Annotated in this window: 16 protein-coding genes, 2 tRNA genes and 3 rRNA genes; 6 read left to right on the forward strand and 15 right to left on the reverse strand. The window is 60.3% G+C overall.

The annotated features are described in order from the left end of the window. From QEN71_RS27415 to coq7, 7 genes are all read right to left on the reverse strand, one after another. Entirely contained in the window at positions 1-1,416 is a 1,416-nt protein-coding gene (locus QEN71_RS27415) for a UDP-N-acetylmuramoyl-tripeptide--D-alanyl-D-alanine ligase (protein ID WP_201656016.1), read from the reverse strand. Next, positions 1,413-2,951 carry a UDP-N-acetylmuramoyl-L-alanyl-D-glutamate--2,6-diaminopimelate ligase gene (locus QEN71_RS27420; protein ID WP_201656019.1) on the reverse strand — a complete coding sequence of 513 codons (1,539 nt, stop codon included), beginning with the start codon at positions 2,949-2,951 and terminating at the stop codon, positions 1,413-1,415. The genes QEN71_RS27415 and QEN71_RS27420 overlap by 4 nt, the downstream gene beginning before the upstream one ends. Beyond that, a complete protein-coding gene (locus QEN71_RS27425) occupies positions 2,948-4,822 on the reverse strand; it encodes a peptidoglycan D,D-transpeptidase FtsI family protein (protein ID WP_201656022.1) in 1,875 nt (624 codons plus the stop codon). The genes QEN71_RS27420 and QEN71_RS27425 overlap by 4 nt, the downstream gene beginning before the upstream one ends. Continuing rightward, positions 4,819-5,169 (reverse strand): cell division protein FtsL, encoded by a 351-nt coding sequence (ftsL, locus tag QEN71_RS27430; protein WP_201656025.1) that lies wholly within the window; start codon positions 5,167-5,169, stop codon positions 4,819-4,821. The genes QEN71_RS27425 and ftsL overlap by 4 nt, the downstream gene beginning before the upstream one ends. After that, on the reverse strand, positions 5,166-6,107 hold the full coding sequence (rsmH, locus tag QEN71_RS27435; protein WP_201656028.1) for a 16S rRNA (cytosine(1402)-N(4))-methyltransferase RsmH: 942 nt from the start codon (positions 6,105-6,107) through the stop codon (positions 5,166-5,168). Before rsmH ends, ftsL begins: the two co-directional genes overlap by 4 nt. Positions 6,108-6,134: 27 nt before the next feature. Then, positions 6,135-6,563: a division/cell wall cluster transcriptional repressor MraZ gene (gene mraZ, locus QEN71_RS27440; protein ID WP_041763615.1), complete on the reverse strand. Its 429-nt coding sequence runs from the start codon at positions 6,561-6,563 to the stop codon at positions 6,135-6,137. A gap of 402 nt (positions 6,564-6,965) precedes the next feature. Beyond that, positions 6,966-7,595, reverse strand: a complete 630-nt coding sequence (coq7, locus tag QEN71_RS27445) for a 2-polyprenyl-3-methyl-6-methoxy-1,4-benzoquinone monooxygenase (RefSeq protein WP_201656031.1) — start codon at positions 7,593-7,595, stop codon at positions 6,966-6,968. 291 nt (positions 7,596-7,886) lie between these two features. Here coq7 and QEN71_RS27450 point away from each other — a divergent pair, with 291 nt between their 5' ends. Next, a complete protein-coding gene (locus tag QEN71_RS27450) occupies positions 7,887-9,047 on the forward strand; it encodes a porin (RefSeq protein ID WP_201656033.1) in 1,161 nt (386 codons plus the stop codon). Positions 9,048-9,252: 205 nt separating this feature from the next. Here QEN71_RS27450 and QEN71_RS27455 read toward each other — a convergent pair whose 3' ends face one another. Next, positions 9,253-10,926: a long-chain fatty acid--CoA ligase gene (locus tag QEN71_RS27455; protein WP_201656036.1), complete on the reverse strand. Its 1,674-nt coding sequence runs from the start codon at positions 10,924-10,926 to the stop codon at positions 9,253-9,255. Between the two features lie 160 nt (positions 10,927-11,086). Next, complete coding sequence (locus tag QEN71_RS27460; RefSeq protein WP_201656039.1) at positions 11,087-13,165, reverse strand: molybdopterin-containing oxidoreductase family protein; 2,079 nt, start codon at positions 13,163-13,165, stop codon at positions 11,087-11,089. A 169-nt stretch (positions 13,166-13,334) separates the two neighbouring features. Between QEN71_RS27460 and QEN71_RS27465 the strand changes: the two genes are divergently transcribed. Further along, a complete protein-coding gene (locus QEN71_RS27465; protein WP_201656062.1) occupies positions 13,335-14,528 on the forward strand; it encodes a M20 aminoacylase family protein in 1,194 nt (397 codons plus the stop codon). A gap of 276 nt (positions 14,529-14,804) precedes the next feature. Here the strand turns inward: QEN71_RS27465 and rrf are convergent. The 6 genes from rrf to QEN71_RS27495 form a co-directional block, all read right to left on the reverse strand. After that, positions 14,805-14,918, reverse strand: a 5S ribosomal RNA gene (gene rrf, locus QEN71_RS27470). Between the two features lie 198 nt (positions 14,919-15,116). Continuing rightward, a 23S ribosomal RNA gene (locus QEN71_RS27475) occupies positions 15,117-17,997 on the reverse strand. 305 nt (positions 17,998-18,302) lie between these two features. Further along, positions 18,303-18,378 (reverse strand) — tRNA-Ala (locus tag QEN71_RS27480). A gap of 60 nt (positions 18,379-18,438) precedes the next feature. Next, positions 18,439-18,515: transfer RNA gene (locus QEN71_RS27485), tRNA-Ile, on the reverse strand. A gap of 64 nt (positions 18,516-18,579) precedes the next feature. Continuing rightward, positions 18,580-20,110 (reverse strand): 16S ribosomal RNA (locus QEN71_RS27490). Together the 16S, 23S and 5S rRNA genes with 2 tRNA genes alongside form the textbook arrangement of a ribosomal RNA operon. Before the next feature lie 458 nt (positions 20,111-20,568). Next, the gene (locus QEN71_RS27495; RefSeq protein WP_201655642.1) at positions 20,569-21,345 is read right to left on the reverse strand and encodes an enoyl-CoA hydratase; all 777 of its coding nucleotides are present in this window, start codon (positions 21,343-21,345) and stop codon (positions 20,569-20,571) included. A 136-nt stretch (positions 21,346-21,481) separates the two neighbouring features. Here QEN71_RS27495 and paaN point away from each other — a divergent pair, with 136 nt between their 5' ends. The 4 genes from paaN (at position 21,482) to paaI (ending at position 25,811) form a co-directional block, all read left to right on the forward strand. Next, positions 21,482-23,173 carry a phenylacetic acid degradation protein PaaN gene (gene paaN / locus QEN71_RS27500; RefSeq protein ID WP_201655639.1) on the forward strand — a complete coding sequence of 564 codons (1,692 nt, stop codon included), beginning with the start codon at positions 21,482-21,484 and terminating at the stop codon, positions 23,171-23,173. A 138-nt stretch (positions 23,174-23,311) separates the two neighbouring features. After that, entirely contained in the window at positions 23,312-24,514 is a 1,203-nt protein-coding gene (pcaF, locus tag QEN71_RS27505) for a 3-oxoadipyl-CoA thiolase (protein WP_201655637.1), read from the forward strand. Positions 24,515-24,556: 42 nt separating this feature from the next. After that, entirely contained in the window at positions 24,557-25,348 is a 792-nt protein-coding gene (gene paaG / locus QEN71_RS27510; RefSeq protein WP_201655634.1) for a 2-(1,2-epoxy-1,2-dihydrophenyl)acetyl-CoA isomerase PaaG, read from the forward strand. A 1-nt stretch (position 25,349) separates the two neighbouring features. Beyond that, positions 25,350-25,811, forward strand: a complete 462-nt coding sequence (paaI, locus tag QEN71_RS27515) for a hydroxyphenylacetyl-CoA thioesterase PaaI (RefSeq protein WP_201655631.1) — start codon at positions 25,350-25,352, stop codon at positions 25,809-25,811. The last annotated feature ends 50 nt before the right edge of the window (positions 25,812-25,861 follow it).

A 25,861-nucleotide genomic window follows, 5' to 3' on the forward strand; every position in this document is an offset into this window, starting at 1 on the left:
TCAGTGTGCGCCGGGCGCCGTGCCCGGTGCAGCGGGTTGTGGACTCGTAACGGCGTCCACCACGCGCTCCATTTTCATGAAGCGCGAGCCTTTCACGAGATACGTCGCAGCCGCGCCGTAACCGGCCTGCTGCAATTGCGCGACGAGTGCAGTCACGTCGTCGCAGTGGTGTGCTTCGCTGCCGTAGGCCGCGCACGCATCGCGCGACGCGTCGCCGAGTGCGTACAACGCATCGATGCCCTGCGCCTTCGCATACGCACCGACTTCGCGATGAAACTCGGGACCGTTGTCGCCGACTTCGCCCATGTCGCCCATCACCAGAACGCGCGGCGACGGACTTGCAGCGAGCACGTCGATCGCGGCGATCATCGAATCGGGATTCGCGTTGTACGTGTCGTCGATCACGGTCGCGCCCGCCATCGCGCCGAGCACCGCGCGCTTCACCTGCAAGCGGCCTTTGACTGCGCCGAATGCTTCGAGACCGCGCTTGATCGCATCGAGCGACACGCCTGCTGCAAGCGCCGCCGCCGTCGCTGCGAGCGCGTTGTGCGCGTTGTGCGCGCCGAGCACTTGCAGCGTGACGTCGACGTGGCCTTCGGGCGTGTCGATGCTCAACTGGTTACCGTCGAGCGAGCCTTGGACCGCAGCTTCCGTCGTGCGTTCAGCCGTATTGAGTGCGAAATCGAGAATGCGATTGCCCGTCGCTGCGACGCGCCAGATGCTCGCGTAAGCGTCGTTCGCCGGAAACACGGCGACGCCTTCCGGCTTCAGTACGTGAATCACGCTCGCATGTTCGAGCGCGACGGCTTCGACCGTCGCCATGAATTCCTGATGCTCGCGCTGCGCGTTGTTCACGACAGCAACGCTCGGCTCGCTGATCTTGCCGAGCAGCGACGTTTCGCCCGGATGATTCATGCCGAGTTCGACGACGGCCAGCTTGTGCGTATCGTTCAGGCGGAACAGCGTCAGCGGCAAGCCGACGTCGTTGTTGAAGTTGCCCGCCGTCGCAAGCCGCGCCGATTCGCCGACAGCCGCCGCGAAAATCGACGAGATCATTTCCTTGACCGTCGTCTTGCCGTTGCTGCCCGTCACAGCCACGACAGGCATCGAAAAGCGCTTGCGCCAGCCGTTGGCCAGTGCGCCGAGCGCGACGCGCGTATCGCCCGTCACTCGCAGTGCGGGCGTGCCGAAGTTTTCCGGCAGACGTGCGGCGAGCACCGCGCTCACGTTGCGCGCGGCAACGTCGGCGAGAAAGTCGTGCGCGTCGAAACGGTCGCCCTTCAGCGCGACGAACAGATCGCCGGGGCCGCACGTGCGGCTGTCCGTCGACACGCGATCAAACGCGATCGAATCGTTGCCGGCGACCGTTGCGCCCGGAATCACCGCGGCGGCTTCACGCAGCGTGAACATGCTCATTCGCCACCTCCGCGTGCGTGCGTCGCGCGGGCCGCGAGTGCGAGCCGTGCATGATCCTGATCCGAGAACGCGCGCTTCTTGCCCATGATTTCCTGCGTCGATTCGTGACCTTTGCCTGCCAGCACGACGACGTCTTCGCGCGCCGCGCAGCGCACCGCCTGAAGAATCGCGCTCGCGCGGTCCTCGATGCGGCGCGCCTTCGACGCGTCTTTCATACCCGCTGCAATCTGCTCGATGATCTTTTGCGGATCCTCGCTGCGCGGGTTGTCGCTCGTCACGACGACGCCGTCGGCGCAACGCTCGGCGATTTCACCCATCAGCGGACGCTTGGTCGCATCGCGATCGCCGCCGCAACCGAACATGCAGACCAGCTTGCCGCCGCGCGCGTCGGCGATCGGGCGCAATGCCGTCAGCGTCTGTTCGAGCGCATCCGGCGTATGCGCATAGTCGATCACGACGAGCGGCTCGTCGTTCTGCAGACGGCCGCCGAGGCGCTCCATCCGGCCATTCACCGATTCGAGCTTTGCGATCTGCGCGATTGCGGCGTCGAACGGCACGTCGGATGCGAGCAGCGCGCCGAGCACGCCGAGCAGATTGCTCACGTTGAACGCGCCGAGCGTGTTGACTTCGATGTCCGTGTTGCCCCAGTCCGAGGCGATGTGAAATGCGGTGCCCGTCGGCGTCGCGCGCACGTTCGACGCGACGATCGATGCATCGGCCTTCACGTCGGCGTGCGGCTGCAGCGAGTACGCGATCGTCTTCGCGTGACCGCTCGTGCTCGCGATCAGGCGGCGGCCGGCTGCGTCGTCGGCATTGATGACGGCGGCCTTGAGTTCCGGCCACGCGAACAGACGCGCCTTCGCTGCTTCGTACGCAGCGAACGTGCCGTGATAGTCGAGGTGATCCTGCGTGAGATTCGTGAACACGCCGACGCTAAACGCCGTGCCGTTCACGCGCCCCTGATGCAGCGCGTGCGACGACACTTCCATCGCGACGGCCTTCGCGCCCGCGGCGCGCAGTTGCTCGAGGCTGCGTTGCAGTTGCGGCGCATCGGGCGTCGTGAAGCCGGTGTGCACCAACTGGCCCGGCATGCCGCTGCCGAGCGTGCCGATGATCGCGCACGGTTGACCAAGCGCCGTCAACGCGGCCGAAATCCAGTTTGTGCAGGACGTCTTGCCGTTCGTGCCCGTCACGCCGATCACGCGCATCGCGTCGCTCGGATCGCCGTACCACGCGCTCGCGATCGTGCCCGCCAGTTCGTTCAGGTGCGGCACGGCGAACATCGTGGCGGGATCGAGATCGCCTGAAAAACCATCCGATTGCACCAGCACAGCCGTCGCACCTCGCTCGATCGCATTGGCGATGAACGGACGGTTATCCGCGCCGTCGACGGCGTACGCGAGAAATGCGTCGCCCGCCGCGATCTTGCGGGTATCGGCGTGCAAATGTGCACCTGGCTGCGCATGTGCGCGCAGCCAGGCTAGCGCGTCAGCAATCTGCTGTTGCGCCGGATGAGAAGAACGCAGCGCACTCATCTAACTACTCCGGGGCGGTTCTTCGTGTTGTCTGAAATCTGCAGCTTTTTCGGCGCGGCGTGCGTCGAGAGTTTCTTCGCACCGTTCGCGGCCGGTTGCGACGCGGCGGCGGGCGTCGCGGGATTCACTTCGTCCGATACGACCATCTGCTTGACGGGCTGATCGGGCGGCACGTTCAGCGAGCGCAGCGTATCGCCGACGATCGACGAGAACACGGGGCCCGACACCTGACCGCCGAAGTGGCTGCCCGCCGTCGGTTCGTCGACGGACACGGCCACCACGATGCGCGGATTCGGCATCGGCGCCATGCCGACGAACGACGCGCGGTACTTGCTGTGGTCGTAACCGCGACCCACGTGCTTGTACGCCGTACCCGACTTGCCGCCGACGCGATAGCCCGGCACCGCTGCATCCGGCGACGTGCCGTCCTTCGACACGACGGACTCGAGCATCGCGCGAACTTCACGTGCGGTGGTCGGCGAGAAGACCTGCGGGCCCGTCACGGGCTGATCTTTTTGCGTGCGGAAAATCGACACGGGCATGACCTGGCCGTCGTGCGCGATCGCCGTATAGGCGCGGCCCAGCTGGAACAGCGACACAGACAAACCGTAGCCGTACGACATTGTCGCCTGCTCGATGCGGCGCCAGCTCTTCCACGGACGCAGACGACCCGCCGCCGCACCCGGGAAACCGACCTTCGGCGCCTGGCCGAGACCGATGCTGGTGTACATGTTCCACATCTCTTCCGGCCGCAACTGCATCGCGATCTTGGTCGCGCCGATGTTGCTCGACTTCTGGATCACGCCACCGACCGTCAGCACGCCGAAACCAGCGTCGTCGGTGATGGGCGCGCCGTCCAGCACGAAACGGCCGCCACCCGTATCCACCAGTGTAGTCGGCGTGACGCGGTGCAGGTCGAGCGCGAGCGACACCGTGAACGGCTTCATGATCGAGCCGGGCTCGAAGGTATCCGTGAGAATGCGGTTGCGCAGCTGCTCGCCCGTCAGGTGCGTGCGGTCGTTCGGGTTGTACGTCGGGTAATTGACGAGCGCGAGCACTTCGCCCGTGCGCACGTCGATCACCATCGCCGCGCCCGCTTTGGCCTTGAACTTCTGCACGGCCGCTTTCAGGTTCGTGTAGGCGATGTACTGGATCTTGCTGTCGATCGACAGATCGACGTCCTGACCGTTGTGCGGCACGACCTGCTCGTCCACGTCTTCGACGATGTGCCCGAGACGGTCCTTGATCACGCGCCGGCTCCCTGCCATGCCGGCCAGCAGCTTCTGGTCGCCGAGCTCGACGCCTTCCTGACCTTCGTCCTCGACGTTGGTAAAGCCGATCAGGTGAGCCGTGATCTCGCCTTCCGGATAAAAGCGCTTGTACTCGTTACGCTGATAGATACCGGGAATGCCCAGCGCTTCCACTTTCGCGGCGACATCGACGGGCACCTGGCGCTTCACGTAGACGAACGTCTTGTCTTCCGACAGCTTCTTGCGCAGCTCCGGCTGCGTCATGTCGAGCAGCTTGGCCAGATCGGCGAGCTTGTCCGCGCCGAGATCGTCCGGCACCGATTCGGGAATCGCCCAGATGGCGCGCACGGGCAGGCTCGTCGCGAGCACGAGGCCGTTACGGTCGAGAATCTTGCCGCGCGTGGCGGGCAGTTCGAGGCGGCGCTGATAGCGGCTTTCGCCCTGCTTCTGATAGAACGCGTTGCCCGGACCCTGAATCCAGAACGCGCGCGCCGTCAGCGCGACGAACGCCATGAAGAGCAGAAACACGACGAGCTTCGAGCGCCACATCGGCAGACGCACCGACAGAATCGGATTCGCCGAGAACGCGACGCTCTTGTTCTTGTTCGACGATTTCTTCATCGCGTGCCTCCACGCGCTTTCGTGGCAGACGCCGGGTTCGGCGCGGAAACCGGAATGGGCGCGTCTTCAGCCTTCGCGGAGCCGGCGTCGAGCGTCAGATATTGCGTGCGGCCCGTCGTGGCGCCCTGCATCTTCAGCGAGTCAGTAGCGAGTTGCTCGATGCGGGAAGTCTTCGACAGCGCGCTCTGCTGATATTGAAGCTGCGAATAGTCCTGCTGCAGCTGGCGCTCCTGCGATTGGGCGCGCTGCAACTGGATGAAGAACTGGCGCTGCTGATTGGTCGCGTTGACGACGGAAAGCGCACAACCCATGACGACGATCAGCAGGAAGATATTGAGGCGGTTCATGGCGCGATCCGCTCCGCAACGCGCATCACGGCGGAACGGGCGCGCGGGTTCGCGGCGACTTCGGCGTCGCTCGCGAATACGCGGCCAAGCAGTTTAAGAGGCGGGCTCGGCAGGTCGACGGCGCGGATCGGCAGACGGCGATCCACCGCAGGCGCACTCGAGTGCGTCTGCAAGAACCGTTTGACGATCCGGTCTTCGAGCGAATGAAAGCTGATCACGACCAGCCGCCCCCCTTGCTCCAGCAACGACAATGCTGCTTCTAGTACGACTTGCAGCTCCGCAAGCTCTTGATTGATGTGAATCCGTATAGCCTGAAAGGTGCGGGTTGCCGGATCCTTACCCTTCTCACGGGTTTTGACGACGTTAGCCACGATTTGGGCAAGCTCGCCCGTGCTGACGAGAGGCCCAAGACGGTCGGACTCTGCCCGGCGAGCAACAAGCGCCTTTGCAATCTGAAAAGCAAACCGTTCTTCCCCATAATCCCGTATCACCTCCGTCATTTCCTGCACCGTCGCCCGCGCCAGCCAGTCCGCTGCGGATTCGCCGCGCGTCGGGTCCATCCGCATGTCGAGCGGGCCGTCGGCGCGGAAACTGAAACCCCGCTCCGGGTCGTCGAACTGCGGCGACGACACGCCCAGATCCAGCAGCACTCCCGACACACGCCCTACCCCGCGCTCGCTCATCGCGTCGCGCAGTGATGCGAAACTTTCATGCACGATCTCGAAGCGCGGATCGCCGACCTGCTGCGCGGTAGCAATAGCGAGCGGGTCTTTGTCGAATGCGATCAGACGACCCGCTTCACCCAGCTTTGCCAGTACCGCGCGGCTATGTCCGCCGCGCCCGAACGTGCCATCTATATAGAGACCGTCCGCGCGCGTGACGAGCGCATTCACCGCTTCTTCGAGCAGCACCGTGCGATGCTGCAATTCGTTACCCATCGCAGGCGCCATATCTATTACCTGCGATCAGAATGTGAAGTTCTTCAAAGACTCGGGCATGCCTTGCGACATCGCTTCCTGCTCCTGCGCGTCGTAGGTTTCCTTGTCCCAGATCTCGAACCGGCTACCCATTCCCAGCAACATCACTTCCTTTTCCAGCTTCGCCGCCTGGCGCAATTCCGGCGCGATCAGCACGCGACCGGCTGTATCCAGTTCGACGTCCGCTGCGCTGCCGAGAAAGATGCGCTGGAACCACTTGGCATCCATCGGCAGGTTGACGATCTTGGCGCGAAAGACTTCCCACTCGGGGCGCGGAAATAGCAACAGGCAGCCGTCCGGATGACGCGTAATCGTCATTCGGCCTTCTGCCTGTCCTTGCAGCGCGTCACGATAGCGAGACGGGACGGACATCCGCCCCTTCGCATCGAGTGTCAGCGCTGACGCCCCTTGGAACACTTCACTCCCCTTTTGTCAGGGCGCTGAAAGATGTCGCCCGATTCTGGAAATTTACTGGAGAAAGCGCGTTGGATCACACAAAAATACACTTTCTCACACTGTCTCCCACTTTAGAGTAACCCCATACACCGGTCAAGGGAGCGGCGCGGATTTTTCGCGGATTTTGTTTGCTAGAACAAGGACTTAGCGCTGCTTGCTCACGCCGCGTCTAAAACGGAAAATCGTTATAAATGAATGAGCTAGTGAATGTTGTGAAGGTGATACGTGAAAAGTGCGGGGGAAGAGCGTGGAATAAAAGCGTTCCGGGAGGGTGAAAAGCGCGGAGTAACTGTGGATTTGGAGCGATTTTCAGGACGGCGCGCAGAACGCCGTCCCACTTCGAACAGACTGTCTTAATTAGCGTTAAACGTGATACGCGGTGCGCGTCATGATTTTCGACGCCGCACGCATCAACGCGCGCGCCGGAAACGGCAGCTCGATACCGCCTGCATCCGTCGCCGCCTTGCCATGCGCAGCTTCGTCGACACGCATCTGCTCGACGATCGCACGCGACTCGTGATCGCCTTCCGGCAGCGTCGTCAGATGGCCGTCGAGGTGAAGCTCCACCTGCCGCTCCGTTTCCGCCATGAAGCCGAGGCTCACACGGTCACCGAGACGACCGGCCGCGAAGCCGATCGCGAGGGCGCCAGCATACCAGAGCGGATTGAGCAGACTCGGACGCGACTCGAGCGCTTCGAGGCGCTTGTACGTCCACGCGAGGTGATCTTCCTCTTCGCGCGCGGCGTGCTCGAAGGCCTGCTTGAGCGTGGGCGAACGCGTCGCCAGCTTTTGGGCCTGGTAGAGCGCCTGCGCGCAGACCTCGCCTACATGATTAACGCGCATCAATCCCGCCGCATGCGCGCGCTCTTCGTCGCTCAGTTCGACATGCTCCGTCGATGCCGGTGGAACGGGTAGCGGTCGCGACATGCGCGACACCCCGGTCATTGAGCGTAAACCCCGATCGAACTCGGTTATCAATTCATCAAGCAGCATTCTGGCCTCCACAACCCGGCGCGCGGACCGCTTCTCGCAAACCCTTGTCCTGCAAGGATTTTTGCGCGGTAGCAGAAGGAATTCCGAAGCGTTTCCGACAGCCGATTTTGGATTTTAGACCATGTTGCGTAAACGAAACAGCGGTCCGATCCGCGCCCTGCTTTTTCTTTGTGCGCTTAGGTGTCTTTGTTACATTACGGTGCAACTTCCTGACGAAGTTACGCAAGGTCGCAACACAGATAACTACTTGCCTTGCTTGAAAATAATTTGCAAATCCTTGGAGATCTTTCGATGAAAAAGTCGCTTCTCGCTCTTGCAGCACTGGGCGCATTTGCTGGCGTCGCTCATGCTCAGAGCAGCGTGACGTTGTACGGCATTATCGACGAAGGTTTTAACATCAATACCAACTCGGGCGGCCATCACCTGTACAACCTGTCGAGCGGCGTGCTGCAAGGCAGCCGTTGGGGCATGCGCGGTACGGAAGACCTCGGCGGCGGTCTGAAGGCAATCTTCGTGCTGGAAAGCGGCTTCGACGTGAACAATGGCAAGGCCGGTCAAGGCGGCCTGCTGTTCGGCCGTCAAGCGTACGTCGGTCTGGGTAGCCAGTTCGGTACGGTCACGCTGGGTCGTCAGTACGACTCCGTCGTCGACTACGTCGGTCCGCTCGAAGCAGGCGACCAGTGGGGCGGCTACATCGCTGCTCACCCGGGCGACCTGGACAACTTCAACAACGCGTACCGCACGAACAACGCGATCAAGTACACGAGCGCGAACTACGCTGGCCTGACCTTCGGCGGCATGTACAGCCTGGGCGGCGTTGCTGGCGACACCACGCGTAACCAGGTCTGGTCGCTGGGCGCTGGCTACAACAACGGTCCGCTGGTCTTGGGCGTCGGTTATTTGAACGTTCGTAACCCGAACGTTTCGTTCTTCGGCAACAGCACGTCGGGCACGGTTGCGACGACCCAGTCGAACGTTGCGTCGCCGGTGTACAGCGGCTACGCTTCGGCTCATACGTACCAGGTCATCGGTGCGGGCGGCGCGTACACGTTCGGCGCAGCAACGATCGGTGCAACGTACTCGAACACGAAGTTCTACGGCATCGGCAACGGCTTCGCGTCGGCATCGTTCCAAGGTCAGAACGCAACGTTCAACAACGGCGAAATCAACTTCAAGTATCAGTTGACCCCCGCCCTGCTGGTTGGCGCTGCGTACGACTACACGCACGGCAGCAGCCTGAACGGCAACGATTCGGCCAAGTACCATCAAGGTTCGGCTGGCGTCGACTACTTCCTGTCGAAGCGCACGGACGTCTACCTGATCGGCGTGTACCAGCACGCTTCGGGTACGGACTCGTTGGGCAAGGCAGCTGTCGCCGCGATCAACAACCTGACGCCTTCGTCGAACAGCAACCAGTTCACGGCTCGCGTCGGTATCCGTCACAAGTTCTAATAAGTCGTGAATGCGTAGTACCCTCGAGGGCGTCTTCGGACGCCCTTTTTTATTGGTGCTGCCGGCGTCATCCGTTCAAGTTCGCAAAGAAAAACGGCCCAACGGGTTTGAACCGTCGGGCCGTCGTTTTTATGCCGGCTGTCGTGCCGGTCTGTTCGCGGCTGGTCTCTCTCGCCTATCGATTTGCCTTAGCCGAACAGCACTGTCACACGCGGCCGTCGCGCAATTCGCGACGAAGGATCTTGCCGACATTGCTCTTCGGCAGCTCCTTGCGGAATTCGACCGTGCGCGGACGCTTGTAGCCCGTCAGCTGCGTCTTGCAGTACGCGAAGATGTCGGCGTCGGTGATCGCATCGTCCTTCTTGACGATGTAGAGCTTCACCGCCTCGCCCGAATGCTCGTCCGGCACGCCGACGGCCGCGACTTCGAACACGCCGGGGTGCTTCGCGACGACATCCTCGATTTCGTTCGGATAGACGTTGAAGCCCGACACCAGAATCATGTCCTTCTTGCGGTCGACGATTTTCACGAAGCCGTCAGCATTGATGGTCGCGATATCGCCTGAACGGAAGAAGCCATCGGCCGTCATGACCTTGGCCGTTTCGTCCGGCCGGTTCCAGTAACCCGCCATCACCTGCGGACCGCGAATGCACAGCTCGCCGGCCTGACCCGGCGGCAGTTCGTTGCCATCGTCGTCGCGGATCGAGACTTCCGTGGAAGGCAACGGCAGCCCGATCGTTCCGCTGTATTCGGTGACCGTCGTCGGATTGCAGGTCACGCACGGCGACGTTTCCGATAGACCGTAGCCTTCGACGATCGGCGCATGCGTGCGCTCGTACCAGCGATTCGCGACGGCCTCCTGAACAGCCATCCCGCCAGCATTCGCGACCAGCAGGTTCGAGAAATCGAGCTTCGCGAAATCGGGATGATTGAGCATCGCGTTATACAGTGTGTTCACGGCCGGGAACGTCGTGATCTTGTAGCCCTCGAGCGACCTGATCATGCCCGCGATATCGCGCGGATTCGGAATCAGCACGCCGAGGCCGCCCGTGCGGATCGTCAGCAGCCCGCACACGGTCAGCGCAAACACGTGATACAGCGGCAAAGCGACAACGGTCACGAACTGGTCGATGTCGCTGCGTTTGCTACGCGCCGGCTCGACCCACGCGTGCGACTGCAGCACGTTCGCGACGAGATTGCGATGCGTCAGCGTCGCGCCCTTCGCGACGCCCGTCGTGCCGCCCGTGTATTGGAGGAACGCGACGTCGTCGGGAGTCTGCTTCACCGGCTTGAATTGACTGCGCGCGCCTTCAGCAATCGCGTCGTTGAAAGCGACGTGCCCCGGCAGATTCCAGGCGGGCACCATCTTCTTCACTCGACGCACGACGAAATTGACGAGCAAACCCTTCGCGCCCATCAGGTCGCCCATCGATGCCACGACGACATGCTTGATCGCCGTATTCCGGACGATCGCCTGCAAAGTCACCGCGAAGTTCTCGAGCAGAATGATCGCCTCGGCGCCGCTGTCTTTCAGCTGGTGTTCGAGTTCGCGCGGCGTGTAGAGCGGATTCACGTTCACGACGACATAGCCCGCGCGCAAGACCGCTGCGAGCGCGACGGGATACTGCAGCACATTGGGCATCATGATCGCGATGCGCGCGCCGCGCGCTATGCCCTTCGACTGGAACCAGGCGGCCAGCCGCGTCGACAGGCTGTCGAGTTCGCCGTAGCTGATCTGCTTGCCCATGCAGGCAAACGCAGGCTTCGCGCGGTTCTCGCGGAAGCTCTCTTCGAGCATCGCGGTGACCGACTCGTATTGCGTCGGGTCGATCTCTTTCGGCACGCCGGGCGGATACGACTCCAGCCAGACTTTTTCCATACGGCGTCTCCTGCGTGATTTTCGAATGGTCGTGCTAAAAGCCGCATCGTAGCATGCGCCAATGCACCTATATTCGGGATAAGCCCCCAGTTAGACGATGCACTCGAAAGCGCAAAACCGGGGGCGCGAGGGCGCAGCGTACGCCGCGCTTGTGAAAGTCTCAGGCGGGCTCGACTTCGACGAGGCAGTCGTAGAAAGTGGCCGATCCGCCGAGATCGGTCAGCGCCTGGCTCGTCACCTCGTTGGCATTGCGGCCGTCCGGTGCGAGCTTTTTCCACCAGATCGACAGGCCGACCACGAGGCCTTCGCGCGACTTGTCGGTGACACGCACGCGCGCGCTCATCGAGCCACGATCGTTGAAGATGCGGACATGATCGCCGTCGTTGATGCCACGTTCGCGGGCGTCGGCGGGATGCATGTCGAGATGCGGCTCGCCTTCCGTGGCGCGCAGGCTTTCGACGTTGACGAACGTGCTGTTTAGAAAATTGCGCGCGGGCGGCGAGATCATGGCCAGCGGATACCGCGCGGCGAGTTCCGGCGCGCCATCCGCCGATTCGTGCGGCGGCAGATAGTCCGGCACGGGTTCAAGGCCTGCTTGCGCGAGACGTTTGCTAAAGAACTCGCATTTACCCGATGGCGTGCGATAACCGCCGTTCGCGAACGGCGTATCCGACACCTTCAGCTTCGCCCAGCCGTCACGCTTGAGCGTGTCCCACGTCACGCCTTTCAGCGATGCATCGTCCCAACGGAACGCCGACGAAGCGACCACCTCGTCGCTCTCGTAGAGCGCCGGTTCGTCGAGATCCATCGACCGCGCGATTCCACGGAAGATTTCGGTATTCGGACGCGCTTCGCCGACGGGCGCGATCGCGGGCAGATTCACCATCACATGCGTGTGCCCGTACGACTTGTGTACGTCGAGATGCTCGAGTTGCGTCGTCGCCGGCAGCAGCAGGTCGGCGTAGTCCGCCGTGTCCGTCTGGAAGTGTTCGAGAACGATCGTGAACAGATCTTCGCGCGCGAAGCCCGCCGCGACGCGCGCCGAGTCGGGCGCCACGGCCACGGGATTCGAGTTGTACACAACGATCGCCTCGACCTTCGGGCCAAATGCGTCATCGCCCGGATGACACAGCGCATCGCCGATTGCGTTCATGTTGATGACGCGCGCCTGCTTCGACGGCCAGCCGGGCATCAGATCGGGACGCGACAGTGCGTGCGAATCGACGGGCGCCCAACCGGATGACGACAGCAGCATACCGCCCGCGCGCTCGCGCCAAGCGCCCGTCAGCGACGGTAGACAGGCGATCGCGCGCACCGCGTTGCCGCCGCCGCGCACCCGTTGCATGCCGTAGTTCAACCGGATCGCCGCCTTTTTCGTGCTGCCATAGAGACGCGCGAGATCGACGATCACCTGTTCTTCGATCCCGCAAATCTCGGCGACACGCGATGGCGGATAGTCGAGTACGCGCGCCTCGAGTTGTTCGAAACCGAGCGTGTGATCGGCGATGTAAGCGCGGTCGAGCAAATTTTCAGCGATCAGGACGTGCATCATGCCGAGCGCGAGCGCGCCGTCGGTACCGGGCTTCAGCGCAATGTGCTGATGGCACTTTTCGGCCGTCAACGAGCGATACGGATCGATCGCGATCAGGCGCGCGCCGTTACGCTTGGCTTCCTGCGCGCGTGTCCAGAAGTGCAGGTTCGAGGCGATCGGGTTCGCGCCCCAGATCAGGATCACTTCGCTTTCGGAGAAAAACTCCGTGTGCATGCCGAGGCTCGCACCGTACGTGTATTTGAGACCCGCCGCGCCAGCCGCCGCGCAGATCGTCCGATCGAGCTGCGAAGCGCCGAGCTTGTGGAAGAAGCGTTGCGCGATGCTGTCGCCTTGCACGAAACCCATCGTGCCGGCGTAGCTGTACGGCAGGATTGCTTCCGGCGCGCGAGCGGCGATTTCCGAGAGACGCTCGCCCGCGAGGCGCAGCGCCTCATCCCAGCTGATCGGCTCGAAACGCCCCTCTCCTTTGCGTCCGATGCGCCGCATTGGTGTGGTCAGACGGCGCGGATGATGAACGCGGTCCGCGTAACGGCTGACCTTTGTGCAGAGCACGCCTTGCGTCGGCGGATGGTCCGGATCGCCGACGACCTTGATCGCGCGGCCGTCCTCGACCGTCACGCGCATCGCGCAGGTGTCAGGGCAATCGTGCGGGCAGACGGCGCGGGCGAATTCGGCGGGAGCGTTCATGTTTGTTTCGAAGGGGGCTGCGCGGATGAAGGTGTTGATTTTATTACGTTCTGGCCTTCAGATTTGACACATGACCGTCAAAAATGGGGATGGGCGTAGAATCGATTTTGACTTTCTCCGGGATCGACTGTCCGGATCACACTGCTCCCAGCCAGACACTCAATTCATCATGAAACTACTCCCCGAAATCCAAGCCGCTCGCGGCGAAATTCAGACCCTCCGACGAACCATCCACGCCAATCCGGAATTGCGATACGAAGAGACGCAGACTGCGTCGTTAGTCGCCAAGACGCTGGCCGGATGGGGCATCGAGGTGCATGAGGGAATCGGTAAAACCGGCGTCGTCGGTGTGCTCAAGCGTGGCACAGGAACCAAATCGATCGGCTTGCGTGCCGACATGGACGCGCTGCCTATTCAGGAATTGAATACGTTCGATCACCGCTCGAAAAACGAAGGAAAAATGCACGCGTGCGGTCACGACGGACATACGGCCATGTTGCTCGGCGCGGCGCGGCATCTCGCAAAACATGGCGATTTTGACGGCACGATCGTGTTCATTTTCCAGCCTGCCGAAGAAGGCGGTGCCGGCGCGCAAGCGATGATCGAAGACGGCCTGTTCACGCGCTTTCCCGTCGATGCCGTGTTCGGCATCCACAACTGGCCGGGCATGCCGGCCGGGCACTTCGGCGTGACGGAAGGCCCGATTATGGCTTCGAGCAATGAATTCCGCATTGAAATCAAAGGCGTAGGTTCACACGCGGCTTTGCCGCATAACGGACGCGACCCGGTTTTCACCGCGGTGCAGATCGCGAATGGACTGCAAAGCGTGATCACGCGTAACAAGAAGCCGCTCGATACGGCCGTTCTTTCGATCACGCAAATCCATGCCGGCGATGCCGTCAACGTCGTTCCCGATCAAGCATGGCTTGCGGGTACGGTGCGGACTTTCACGACGGAGACGCTCGATCTGATCGAGTCACGCATGCGAAAGATCGTGCAAAGCACGGCTGAAGCGTACGAGTGTTCCGTCGAAATGACCTTCCATCGTAACTATCCGCCGACGATCAATAGCAGCAAGGAAGCACAGTTTGCGGCGAGCGTGATGAGGGAAGTAGTTGGAGACGAAAATGTGGACGACTCCGTGGAGCCGACAATGGGCGCGGAAGACTTTTCGTTCATGTTGCTAGCGAAACCGGGATGCTACGCGTTTCTTGGCAACGGAGAGGGCGGCCATCGGGAAGCTGGACATGGCGCAGGTCCGTGCATGCTGCACAACGCGAGTTACGATTTCAATGACGAACTGCTGCCGGTTGGGGCTACGTATTGGGTTCGGTTGGCGCAGAAGTTTTTGGCGGCGGAGTAGGCAGATGATGCCTGGCGTGCACGCTGTGTGAGTACGTAGCGTGAATGAATTGCTCGCAGTGGACGTCGAGCGGAAAGTGCTGATTCAGCGATGCACGCTGTCGAGCGAATCGTGAAGCTGTTGCCGCTGCGGGAGCTACATGCGGAACTCGCTTGGCTCTGCAGCGCAACGGCCAGTTGGTTTGCGGGTTTGCGCCTTGCAATTGGAGCGCCAGAACTTCGTCTGTAGAAACGCCAAGACCCCGCTTTTGAGGGCGGGGTCTTGTCTGGGTAAGGAGCCTGACGATTACCTACTTTCACACGGGCAATCCGCACTATCATCGGCGTGGAGTCGTTTCACGGTCCTGTTCGGGATGGGAAGGGGTGGTACCGACTCGCTATGGTCATCAGGCATGACGGGTTGCTGCGTCGCGCGGGTTGAAGTCAACCTGGCGCCACAGCCAATCTGGAAGAAGCGTAAAGAGTGTGGGATGTGTTGTTTAGTCTGGCACAACAACGATCTCTCAAACATCCTGCATTCCGTGCCCCCTTCGGGGGTTGTTCCGGCTAAGCGCTAAAGCGCTAACCCGAAACGAAACACACCTGTTATAGGATCAAGCCTTACGGGCAATTAGTATCAGTTAGCTTAACGCATTACTGCGCTTCCACACCTGACCTATCAACGTCCTGGTCTTGAACGACCCTTCAAGGGGCTCGAAGCCCCGGGGATATCTCATCTTAAGGCGAGTTTCCCGCTTAGATGCTTTCAGCGGTTATCTCTTCCGAACATAGCTACCCGGCGATGCCACTGGCGTGACAACCGGTACACCAGAGGTTCGTCCACTCCGGTCCTCTCGTACTAGGAGCAGCCCCCTTCAAATATCCAGCGCCCACGGCAGATAGGGACCAAACTGTCTCACGACGTTTTAAACCCAGCTCACGTACCTCTTTAAATGGCGAACAGCCATACCCTTGGGACCGGCTACAGCCCCAGGATGAGATGAGCCGACATCGAGGTGCCAAACACCGCCGTCGATATGAACTCTTGGGCGGTATCAGCCTGTTATCCCCAGAGTACCTTTTATCCGTTGAGCGATGGCCCTTCCATACAGAACCACCGGATCACTATGACCTGCTTTCGCACCTGCTCGACTTGTCGGTCTCGCAGTTAAGCACGCTTATGCCATTGCACTATCAGCACGATTTCCGACCGTACCTAGCGTACCTTCGTACTCCTCCGTTACACTTTGGGAGGAGACCGCCCCAGTCAAACTGCCCACCATGCACTGTCCCCGACCCGGATCACGGGCCAAGGTTAGAACCTCAAACAAACCAGGGTGGTATTTCAAGGACGGCTCCACGGAAACTGGCGTTCCCGCTTCATAGCCTCCCACCTATCCTACACAGATCGGTTCAAAGTCCAATGCAAAGCTACAGTAAAGGTTCATGGGGTCTTTCCGTCTAGCCGCGGGGAGATTGCATCATCACAAACACTTCAACTTCGCTGAGTCTCGGGAGGAGACAGTGTGGCCATCGTTACGCCATTCGTGCAGGTCGGAACTTACCCGACAAGGAATTTCGCTACCTTAGGACCGTTATAGTTACGGCCGCCGTTTACCGGGACTTCAATCAAGAGCTTGCACCCCATCATTTAATCTTCCGGCACCGGGCAGGCGTCACACCCTATACGTCCACTTTCGTGTTTGCAGAGTGCTGTGTTTTTATTAAACAGTCGCAGCCACCAGTTTATTGCAACCCCTTCACCCTTCGCCCGCAGGGGCGTCAAGCTACAGGGGCGTACCTTATCCCGAAGTTACGGTACCAATTTGCCGAGTTCCTTCTCCCGAGTTCTCTCAAGCGCCTTAGAATACTCATCTCGCCCACCTGTGTCGGTTTGCGGTACGGTCAATGTGAAACTGAAGCTTAGAGGCTTTTCCTGGAACCCCTTCCGATTGCTTCGCTCCCGAAGGAGCTCGCGCCACGCCCTTGAATCCCGTGCCCGGATTTGCCAGAGCACCTTCTCCAACGCAGCGACCGGGACTTCCAACACCCGGACAACCTTCCGCGATCCGTCCCCCCATCGCATTTCACACTGGTGCAGGAATATTGACCTGCTTCCCATCAGCTACGCATTTCTGCCTCGCCTTAGGGGCCGACTCACCCTACGCCGATGAACGTTGCGTAGGAAACCTTGGGCTTACGGCGAGGGGGCCTTTCACCCCCTTTATCGCTACTCATGTCAGCATTCGCACTTCCGATACCTCCAGCACGCTTTTCAACGCACCTTCGCAGGCTTACGGAACGCTCTCCTACCATGCACATAAATGTGCATCCGCAGCTTCGGTATATGACTTAGCCCCGTTACATCTTCCGCGCAGGACGACTCGATCAGTGAGCTATTACGCTTTCTTTAAAGGGTGGCTGCTTCTAAGCCAACCTCCTGACTGTTTTAGCCTTCCCACTTCGTTTCCCACTTAGTCATATTTGGGGACCTTAGCTGGCGGTCTGGGTTGTTTCCCTCTTGACACCGGACGTTAGCACCCGATGTCTGTCTCCCGTGATTGCACTCTTCGGTATTCGGAGTTTGCTATGGCGACGTAATCCGCAATGGACCCATCAACCATGACAGTGCTCTACCCCCGAAGGTGATACACGAGGCACTACCTAAATAGTTTTCGGAGAGAACCAGCTATTTCCAGGTTTGTTTAGCCTTTCACCCCTATCCACAGCTCATCCCCTAACTTTTCAACGTTAGTGGGTTCGGACCTCCAGTACGTGTTACCGCACCTTCATCCTGGCCATGGATAGATCACCTGGTTTCGGGTCTACACCCAGCGACTGAATCGCCCTGTTCGGACTCGCTTTCGCTACGCCTGCCCTAATCGGTTAAGCTCGCCACTGAATGTAAGTCGCTGACCCATTATACAAAAGGTACGCCGTCACCCCTTGCGAGGCTCCGACTGTTTGTATGCATGCGGTTTCAGGATCTGTTTCACTCCCCTCCCGGGGTTCTTTTCGCCTTTCCCTCACGGTACTGGTTCACTATCGGTCGATCACGAGTATTTAGCCTTGGAGGATGGTCCCCCCATCTTCAGACAGGATTTCACGTGTCCCGCCCTACTTGTCGTACACCTAGTTCTTCCTCGCTGTTTTCGCCTACGGGGCTATCACCCACTATGGCCGCACTTTCCAGAGCGTTTGGCTAACAACGAAGATAAAGAGTACAGGCTGGTCCCATTTCGCTCGCCACTACTTTGGGAATCTCGGTTGATTTCTTTTCCTGCGGTTACTTAGATGTTTCAGTTCACCGCGTTCGCTCCACACAGCCTATGTATTCAGCTGCGGGTGACCCATTCGGGCCGGGTTTCCCCATTCGGATATCGGAGGATCAAAGCTCGTTTGCCAGCTCCCCTCCGCTTTTCGCAGGCTACCGCGTCCTTCATCGCCTGTGATCGCCAAGGCATCCACCACATGCACTTGTTCGCTTGACCCTATAACGGGTGTGTCTCCCAATGATTGCTCACTGCAAGATCATCCGCTACAGGTTGAGTTTTCGCGTTGTGCCGTATTCCAGGTTCGTCTTTCGATGAACTCAAAAATACTTTCGATACAATCACAACCCTGATTCACCTACTCATGCACCCATCTCTAAGTACACTTTCGTGAATCTCTTTACTACTTCTTCCTGATTGTTAAAGAACGACAGCCGATATCCGCTACTGCCAGATACCGCTCTGACTGGCTCAATTGCCAATGCGAAGTCTTCTGCTTCAGCAGAACACTGTGCATTGGGAATTGGTGGAGGATGACGGGATCGAACCGACGACCCCCTGCTTGCAAAGCAGGTGCTCTCCCAGCTGAGCTAATCCCCCAGTCATACAGCGCACAGAGGTATTCCAGCCGGTTATCATCAACCGCACCAGACAAGGCGTTGGTGGGTCTGGATGGATTCGAACCATCGACCCCCGCCTTATCAAGACGGTGCTCTAACCGACTGAGCTACAGACCCCTGAGCCTGTCTTCAAACAACAGCCGACAAGTGTGAGCGCTCAACTTTGAAACGCTAGCTCTGGAAAGGAGGTGATCCAGCCGCACCTTCCGATACGGCTACCTTGTTACGACTTCACCCCAGTCATGAATCCTACCGTGGTGACCGTCCTCCTTGCGGTTAGACTAGCCACTTCTGGTAAAACCCACTCCCATGGTGTGACGGGCGGTGTGTACAAGACCCGGGAACGTATTCACCGCGGCATGCTGATCCGCGATTACTAGCGATTCCAGCTTCACGCAGTCGAGTTGCAGACTGCGATCCGGACTACGATCGGTTTTCTGGGATTGGCTCCACCTCGCGGCTTGGCAACCCTCTGTTCCGACCATTGTATGACGTGTGAAGCCCTACCCATAAGGGCCATGAGGACTTGACGTCATCCCCACCTTCCTCCGGTTTGTCACCGGCAGTCTCCCTAGAGTGCTCTTGCGTAGCAACTAGGGACAAGGGTTGCGCTCGTTGCGGGACTTAACCCAACATCTCACGACACGAGCTGACGACAGCCATGCAGCACCTGTGTTACGGCTCCCTTTCGGGCACTCCCACCTCTCAGCAGGATTCCGTACATGTCAAGGGTAGGTAAGGTTTTTCGCGTTGCATCGAATTAATCCACATCATCCACCGCTTGTGCGGGTCCCCGTCAATTCCTTTGAGTTTTAATCTTGCGACCGTACTCCCCAGGCGGTCAACTTCACGCGTTAGCTACGTTACCAAGTCAATGAAGACCCGACAACTAGTTGACATCGTTTAGGGCGTGGACTACCAGGGTATCTAATCCTGTTTGCTCCCCACGCTTTCGTGCATGAGCGTCAGTATTGGCCCAGGGGGCTGCCTTCGCCATCGGTATTCCTCCACATCTCTACGCATTTCACTGCTACACGTGGAATTCTACCCCCCTCTGCCATACTCTAGCCCGCCAGTCACCAATGCAGTTCCCAGGTTAAGCCCGGGGATTTCACATCGGTCTTAGCGAACCGCCTGCGCACGCTTTACGCCCAGTAATTCCGATTAACGCTCGCACCCTACGTATTACCGCGGCTGCTGGCACGTAGTTAGCCGGTGCTTATTCTTCCGGTACCGTCATCCTCCACCCGTATTAGGGACGAAGTTTTCTTTCCGGACAAAAGTGCTTTACAACCCGAAGGCCTTCTTCACACACGCGGCATTGCTGGATCAGGGTTGCCCCCATTGTCCAAAATTCCCCACTGCTGCCTCCCGTAGGAGTCTGGGCCGTGTCTCAGTCCCAGTGTGGCTGGTCGTCCTCTCAGACCAGCTACAGATCGTCGCCTTGGTAGGCCTTTACCCCACCAACTAGCTAATCTGCCATCGGCCGCCCCTTGAGCGCGAGGTCCGAAGATCCCCCGCTTTCCTCTCCCGAGCGTATGCGGTATTAATCCGGCTTTCGCCGGGCTATCCCCCACTCCAGGACACGTTCCGATGTATTACTCACCCGTTCGCCACTCGCCGCCAGGGTTGCCCCCGCGCTGCCGTCCGACTTGCATGTGTAAGGCATGCCGCCAGCGTTCAATCTGAGCCAGGATCAAACTCTTCAGTTCAAACCTGTTACTGTTTTTCGGGCTCTTTCGAACCCGGTCGCTCACTCAAAATCACTGACAGATGATTCGATCAAGTCTTTCGACTCCATCAAACCTTCCTCAATTTCTTCCGTGTGAGACTCGATTACTTTCGCTATCCGGCAACCCGAAGATCACCGTGCGCCGCCATCGAGCACCCACACTTATCGGCTGTTAGTTTTTAAAGAACATTCGCAGGAAGCGCCTTGCTTTCACCGCGTTGCTGCGTCAGCAGCAGAGAAACGAGATTATGAAGAACCTTTTTCGTCTCGTCAACCGGTTTTTTTAACTTCCTAACCCGCCGACTTAACTGGAAAGCCCGTCAATGCTGGCTTTCCCGCCCTTCCTCATTTCTCCCGCGCCGCGTTGTCCGCAGCGCGAAAGAGCGGAATTCTAGGCCCTTGCACGGGCACTTGCAAGTGCTTTTTCGATTTATCCGATCACCGATGTTTGAAGACAGGCTTACGCTTCTCGACGAACGCTGCCATCCCCTCTTTCTGATCCTCGGTCGCGAAAAGAGAGTGGAACAGTCGGCGCTCGAAATGCACTCCCTCAGCCAACGTCGTCTCGTACGCGCGATTGACCGACTCCTTCACCATCATCACTGCCGGCATCGGAAACTCGGCAATAGTCGTCGCCGCGGCGATTGCCTCATCAATCAGATTCGCAGCCGGAATCACGCGCGACACCAATCCCGATCGCTCCGCCTCGGCGGCGTCCATGAACCGCGCCGTTAAACACAGGTCCATTGCCTTGGCTTTCGACACAGCCCGCGGCAACCGCTGCGTGCCGCCCGCTCCAGGCATGATGCCGAGCTTGATCTCCGGCTGACCGAACTTGGCGGTGTCCGCAGCGAGAATGATGTCGCACATCATCGCCAGCTCGCAGCCGCCTCCCAACGCAAATCCAGCTACCGCGGCAATGATCGGCTTGCGAACGGATCGGATGGCCTCCCAATTCCTGGTGATGTAGTCGCCCTTATAGACATCCATATAGGAATACGTCGCCATCATTCCGATATCAGCGCCTGCAGCGAATGCCTTTTCGCTTCCGGTAATGACAATGGCGCCGATGTTCTCATCCGAGTCGAGCGCATGCAGCGCCTCCCCCAGCTCGTCCATCAGAGCGTCGTTAAGCGCGTTCAGCGCCTTCGGACGATTCAGCGTAATCAGACCTACGCGGCCACGTGTCTCGACCAGAATGTTCTCGAAAGTCATGCACTCCTCCTAAGTGTTTACCAGCAGGCGCAAGGGGCTCGCGCCGCATCCCAATAATGCTAACATTCACCAACCAACCGGTCGGTCAATAAATCGACAAGGTTCCTTCTCACGTTCAGTCAGAAACTTGCCCGCCATGACCCACTCACTCTTTACGAAGCACGAAGACACGCTGCAGAAAGCACTCGCCGCCATTGAGACCCGCGGCTACTGGAGCCCGTACTCCGAAATGCCGAGTCCCAAAGTGTACGGGGAAACCGCCAATGCGGACGGCGAGTCGGCTTTCAAGGCGCACTTGAACAAGGCCTTCGAACTTGACCAACCGAGCACGGGCGAGACAGTCGGCGCGGAACAATCGCCGTTCGGCTTTCCTCTTGGCATCCGCTACCCGAAATCGGATCCCGACGCTCTCATCGCCGCGGCATCCCAAGCTCAGCGCCAATGGCGCGAAGCCGGCCCGAAAGCCTGGGTCGGCGTAAGCCTCGAAATTCTGGCTCGCATCAATCGCCTGAGTTTCGAGATCGGCTATAGCGTGATGCACACCACCGGCCAGGCTTTCATGATGGCCTTCCAGGCGGGCGGCCCGCACGCCCAGGATCGCGCGCTCGAAGCTGTTACCTATGCCTGGGATCAACTGCGCCGGATTCCCGCAGATGCCCACTGGGAGAAACCGCAAGGCAAGAATCCCCCGCTTGCGATGCAGAAGCGCTTCAACATCGTGCCGCGTGGCACGGGCCTCGTGCTCGGATGCTGCACGTTCCCGACGTGGAATGGCTATCCCGGCCTCTTCGCGGACCTCGCGACCGGCAACACCGTGATCGTCAAGCCGCACCCGGGTGCAATCCTGCCGCTCGCGATTACTGTCCGCGTCGCGCGTGATGTGCTTCGCGAAGCCGGCTTCGATCCGAACGTCGTGACCTTGCTTGCAACGGATCCGAACGACGGCGAACTCGTCCAAGCCCTTGCGCAGCGCCCCGAAATCAAGCTGATCGACTTCACGGGCAGCACCCAGAACGGCACCTGGCTCGAACGCAACGCGCATCAGGCGCAAGTCTTCACCGAAAAAGCTGGCGTGAACCAGATCGTGATCGACTCTGTCGATGACCTCAAATCTGCCGCACGCAACATCGCTTTCTCGCTGGCGCTGTACTCGGGCCAGATGTGTACGGCTCCACAAAACATCTACGTGCCGCGCGACGGCATCCGCACGGCCGAAGGCACGATTACGTTCGAAGCAGTCGCCGAAGCGATTGCCGGCGCAGTCCAGAAGCTCGGCTCGGATCCGGCACGCGCCGTCGAACTGTTGGGCGCGATCCAGAACGACAGCGTCGCGCAGCGCGTCGACGAAGCGCGCAAGCTCGGACGCGTTCTCGCGGACAGCCAGTCGCTCGAGCACCCGGCGTTCGCTGGCGCCCGTGTGCGTACGCCGCTTGTTCTTCAACTCGACGCCGCAACGGACGAACCTAAATTCACGAAGGAATGGTTCGGCCCGATCTCGTTCGTGATTGCGACGGACTCGACCACGCAGTCGCTGGAACTGGCCAGCCGCATCGCCGCCGAACACGGCGCGCTCACGCTTTCCGTCTACAGCACCGACGACAAAGTAATCGAAGCAGCGACGGAAGCCTCGATTCAAGGCGGCGTCGCGCTCTCGATCAACCTGACGGGCGGCGTATTCGTCAATCAGTCGGCAGCGTTCTCGGACTTCCACGGGACGGGTGCCAACCCGGCTGCAAATGCCGCGCTCGCCGACGCCGCGTTCGTCGCGAACCGCTTCCGCGTCGTTCAAAGTCGGGTTCATGTTGAACCGAAGGCCGTCGCCGCGTAAGTCGGCTGAACGATATAGGACGTTTGACCGACGTTTTGGCCTATAACTCCAGGCCGACTGAACATGCGTCGAACGTCGAACTAACATGCAGTCCAAGGGCCGGCGCATTGCCTGCCCTCTCTCCGCAGGAACTCCGACATGACCGACGCTTTTATCTGTGACGCGATCCGCACTCCCTTCGGCCGCTATGGCGGCGCATTGAAAGACGTCCGCGCGGACGACCTCGGCGCTGTCCCGATCAAGGCACTGATCGAACGGAATCCGGGCGTAGACTGGCGCGCGCTCGACGACGTGATCTACGGCTGCGCCAATCAGGCAGGGGAAGACAATCGCAACGTCGCACGCATGTCCGCGTTGCTCGCCGGTTTGCCGACAGACGCCCCGGGCGCCACGATCAACCGGCTTTGCGGATCGGGCATGGACGCAGTCGGCTCGGCGGCCCGCGCGATCAAGGCGGGCGAGGCACGTCTGATGATCGCAGGCGGCGTCGAAAGCATGACGCGCGCGCCGTTCGTCATGGGCAAGGCAACGTCGGCCTTCTCCCGGCAATCGGAGATTTACGACACGACCATCGGCTGGCGCTTCGTCAACGCGCAAATGAAGCGCGCGCACGGCGTTGATTCGATGCCCGAAACGGCAGAAAACGTCGCCGTTGATTTCAACATCAGCCGCGCAGATCAAGATGCGTTCGCGCTGCGCAGCCAGGAGAAGGCAGCGCGCGCCCAACGCGACGGCACGCTCGCACAGGAAATCGTGGCCGTCGAAATTGCGCAAAAAAAGGGCGATCCGGTCCGCGTCACGCTCGACGAACATCCGCGCGAAACATCGCTCGAAGCGCTCGGCAAACTGAAGGGCGTTGTACGTCCGGATGGTTCCGTCACTGCGGGCAACGCGTCGGGCGTCAACGATGGCGCGTGCGCACTTCTGATTGCCGGCCGGGAAGCCTCTGAACAGTACGGCCTGCGTCGGCGCGCTCGTGTGCTCGGCATGGCCACAGCCGGCGTCGAGCCGCGCATCATGGGTATCGGGCCGGCGCCCGCTACGCAGAAGCTGTTGAAGCAACTCAATATGACGCTCGACCAGTTCGACGTGATCGAACTCAACGAAGCATTTGCGTCGCAAGGTCTTGCCGTCATGCGTCAACTCGGTTTGCGCGACGACGATCCGCGAGTGAATCCGAACGGCGGCGCTATCGCGCTCGGTCACCCGCTCGGCGCTTCGGGCGCACGTCTGATTACGACGGCGCTCTATCAGCTCGAACGCACCAGTGGCCGTTACGCCCTGTGCACGATGTGCATCGGCGTCGGCCAAGGCATCGCGCTCGCCATCGAGCGCGTCTGAACAGCCCGAGATTCGAAACCTATGGAGACGAGGAGACAATCGATGCCCTATGAAGCGATCCGCGTAGACATCGACGCGGCCACGCGCGTCGCCACCGTGACGCTGAACCGCCCTGACAAGCTGAACAGTTTCACGCGCGCGATGCATGACGAACTGAGCGCGGCGCTCGACGAGGTCGAGGCTTCGGGCGCTCGTGCCCTCGTACTGACTGGCGCGGGCCGCGGGTTTTGCGCCGGTCAGGATCTGGCCGATCTCGACTTCACGCCGGGCGCGATGACGGACCTCGGCGACCTGATCGACAAGCATTTCAATCCATTGATCCGCCGTCTTCAAGCACTGCCGTTGCCCGTTATCGCCGCAGTGAATGGCACCGCGGCGGGAGCGGGCGCGAATCTCGCGCTCGCCTGCGATCTGGTTCTGGCTGCGCGTTCCGCCAGCTTCATTCAGGCGTTCGTCAAAATCGGGCTGGTGCCGGATTCGGGCGGCACGTGGTTCCTGCCGCAGCGCGTCGGCATGGCTCGTGCGTTGGGACTGGCGCTCACGGGCGACAAGCTCAGTGCCGAAAAGGCCGAAAGCTGGGGGCTCATCTGGCAAGTCGTCGACGATACCGAGCTGCAAGCTGCAGCCGGCAAGCTGGCAGTGCAACTCGCGCAACAACCCACGCGCGCGATCGCCGCCATCAAGCAGGCGATGCGCTCCAGCGCGACGCAAACGCTCGATCAGCAACTCGATCTCGAACGCGACATGCAACGTGAACTAGGCGCGTCGCATGACTATTCCGAAGGTGTCCGCGCGTTCATCGAAAAACGTGCACCGCGCTTCGAAGGCCGCTGACATGTCCACGCAACCCGACCTGAGCAACACAATGACGCCCGACGAACTCGCCCGCGCAACGGCCGAAGCCATGTATGCAAACGACGCCTGCAGCAAGGCGCTCGGCATCGAAATCCTCGAAGTGCGCGCCGGTTATGCGCGCCTTCGCATGAACGTGCGGCCCGACTTCCTGAACGGCCATCAGATTTGCCACGGAGGCCTGATGTTCACGCTGGCCGACTCGGCATTCGCGTTCGCCTGCAACTCATACAACATCAACACCGTCGCAGCAGGCTGCTCCATCGAGTTTTTGCGCCCGGTACAAGGTGACGACGTCCTCACGGCAGAAGCCGTCGAGCAGACATTGAGCGGTCGCAACGGCATCTACGACATTCGCGTGACGAATCGCGCAAACGAGACCGTTGCAATGTTTCGCGGCAAGTCCGCGCAGATCAAAGGCACGGTGATCCCCGTCGACAACTGACGGGCAGCGTCACCCCTTCAAGTAATTGCGTCGCCTTTCGCGCGGCGGCA

Origin of the sequence: Paraburkholderia sabiae, assembly GCF_030412785.1 — a bacterium.
Classification (GTDB): domain Bacteria; phylum Pseudomonadota; class Gammaproteobacteria; order Burkholderiales; family Burkholderiaceae; genus Paraburkholderia; species Paraburkholderia sabiae.

Excerpts from the sequence above, each read along its gene's own strand:
- QEN71_RS27415 (WP_201656016.1), bottom strand. The coding sequence starts at position 1,416 with ATGAGCATGTTCACGCTGCGTGAAGCCGCCGCGGTGATTCCGGGCGCA.
- QEN71_RS27420 (WP_201656019.1), bottom strand. The coding sequence starts at position 2,951 with ATGAGTGCGCTGCGTTCTTCTCATCCGGCGCAACAGCAGATTGCTGAC.
- QEN71_RS27425 (WP_201656022.1), bottom strand. The coding sequence starts at position 4,822 with ATGAAGAAATCGTCGAACAAGAACAAGAGCGTCGCGTTCTCGGCGAAT.
- ftsL (WP_201656025.1), bottom strand. The coding sequence starts at position 5,169 with ATGAACCGCCTCAATATCTTCCTGCTGATCGTCGTCATGGGTTGTGCG.
- rsmH (WP_201656028.1), bottom strand. The coding sequence starts at position 6,107 with ATGGGTAACGAATTGCAGCATCGCACGGTGCTGCTCGAAGAAGCGGTG.
- coq7 (WP_201656031.1), bottom strand. The coding sequence starts at position 7,595 with ATGCTGCTTGATGAATTGATAACCGAGTTCGATCGGGGTTTACGCTCA.
- QEN71_RS27450 (WP_201656033.1), top strand. The coding sequence starts at position 7,887 with ATGAAAAAGTCGCTTCTCGCTCTTGCAGCACTGGGCGCATTTGCTGGC.
- QEN71_RS27455 (WP_201656036.1), bottom strand. The coding sequence starts at position 10,926 with ATGGAAAAAGTCTGGCTGGAGTCGTATCCGCCCGGCGTGCCGAAAGAG.
- QEN71_RS27460 (WP_201656039.1), bottom strand. The coding sequence starts at position 13,165 with ATGAACGCTCCCGCCGAATTCGCCCGCGCCGTCTGCCCGCACGATTGC.
- QEN71_RS27465 (WP_201656062.1), top strand. The coding sequence starts at position 13,335 with ATGAAACTACTCCCCGAAATCCAAGCCGCTCGCGGCGAAATTCAGACC.
- QEN71_RS27495 (WP_201655642.1), bottom strand. The coding sequence starts at position 21,345 with ATGACTTTCGAGAACATTCTGGTCGAGACACGTGGCCGCGTAGGTCTG.
- paaN (WP_201655639.1), top strand. The coding sequence starts at position 21,482 with ATGACCCACTCACTCTTTACGAAGCACGAAGACACGCTGCAGAAAGCA.
- pcaF (WP_201655637.1), top strand. The coding sequence starts at position 23,312 with ATGACCGACGCTTTTATCTGTGACGCGATCCGCACTCCCTTCGGCCGC.
- paaG (WP_201655634.1), top strand. The coding sequence starts at position 24,557 with ATGCCCTATGAAGCGATCCGCGTAGACATCGACGCGGCCACGCGCGTC.
- paaI (WP_201655631.1), top strand. The coding sequence starts at position 25,350 with ATGTCCACGCAACCCGACCTGAGCAACACAATGACGCCCGACGAACTC.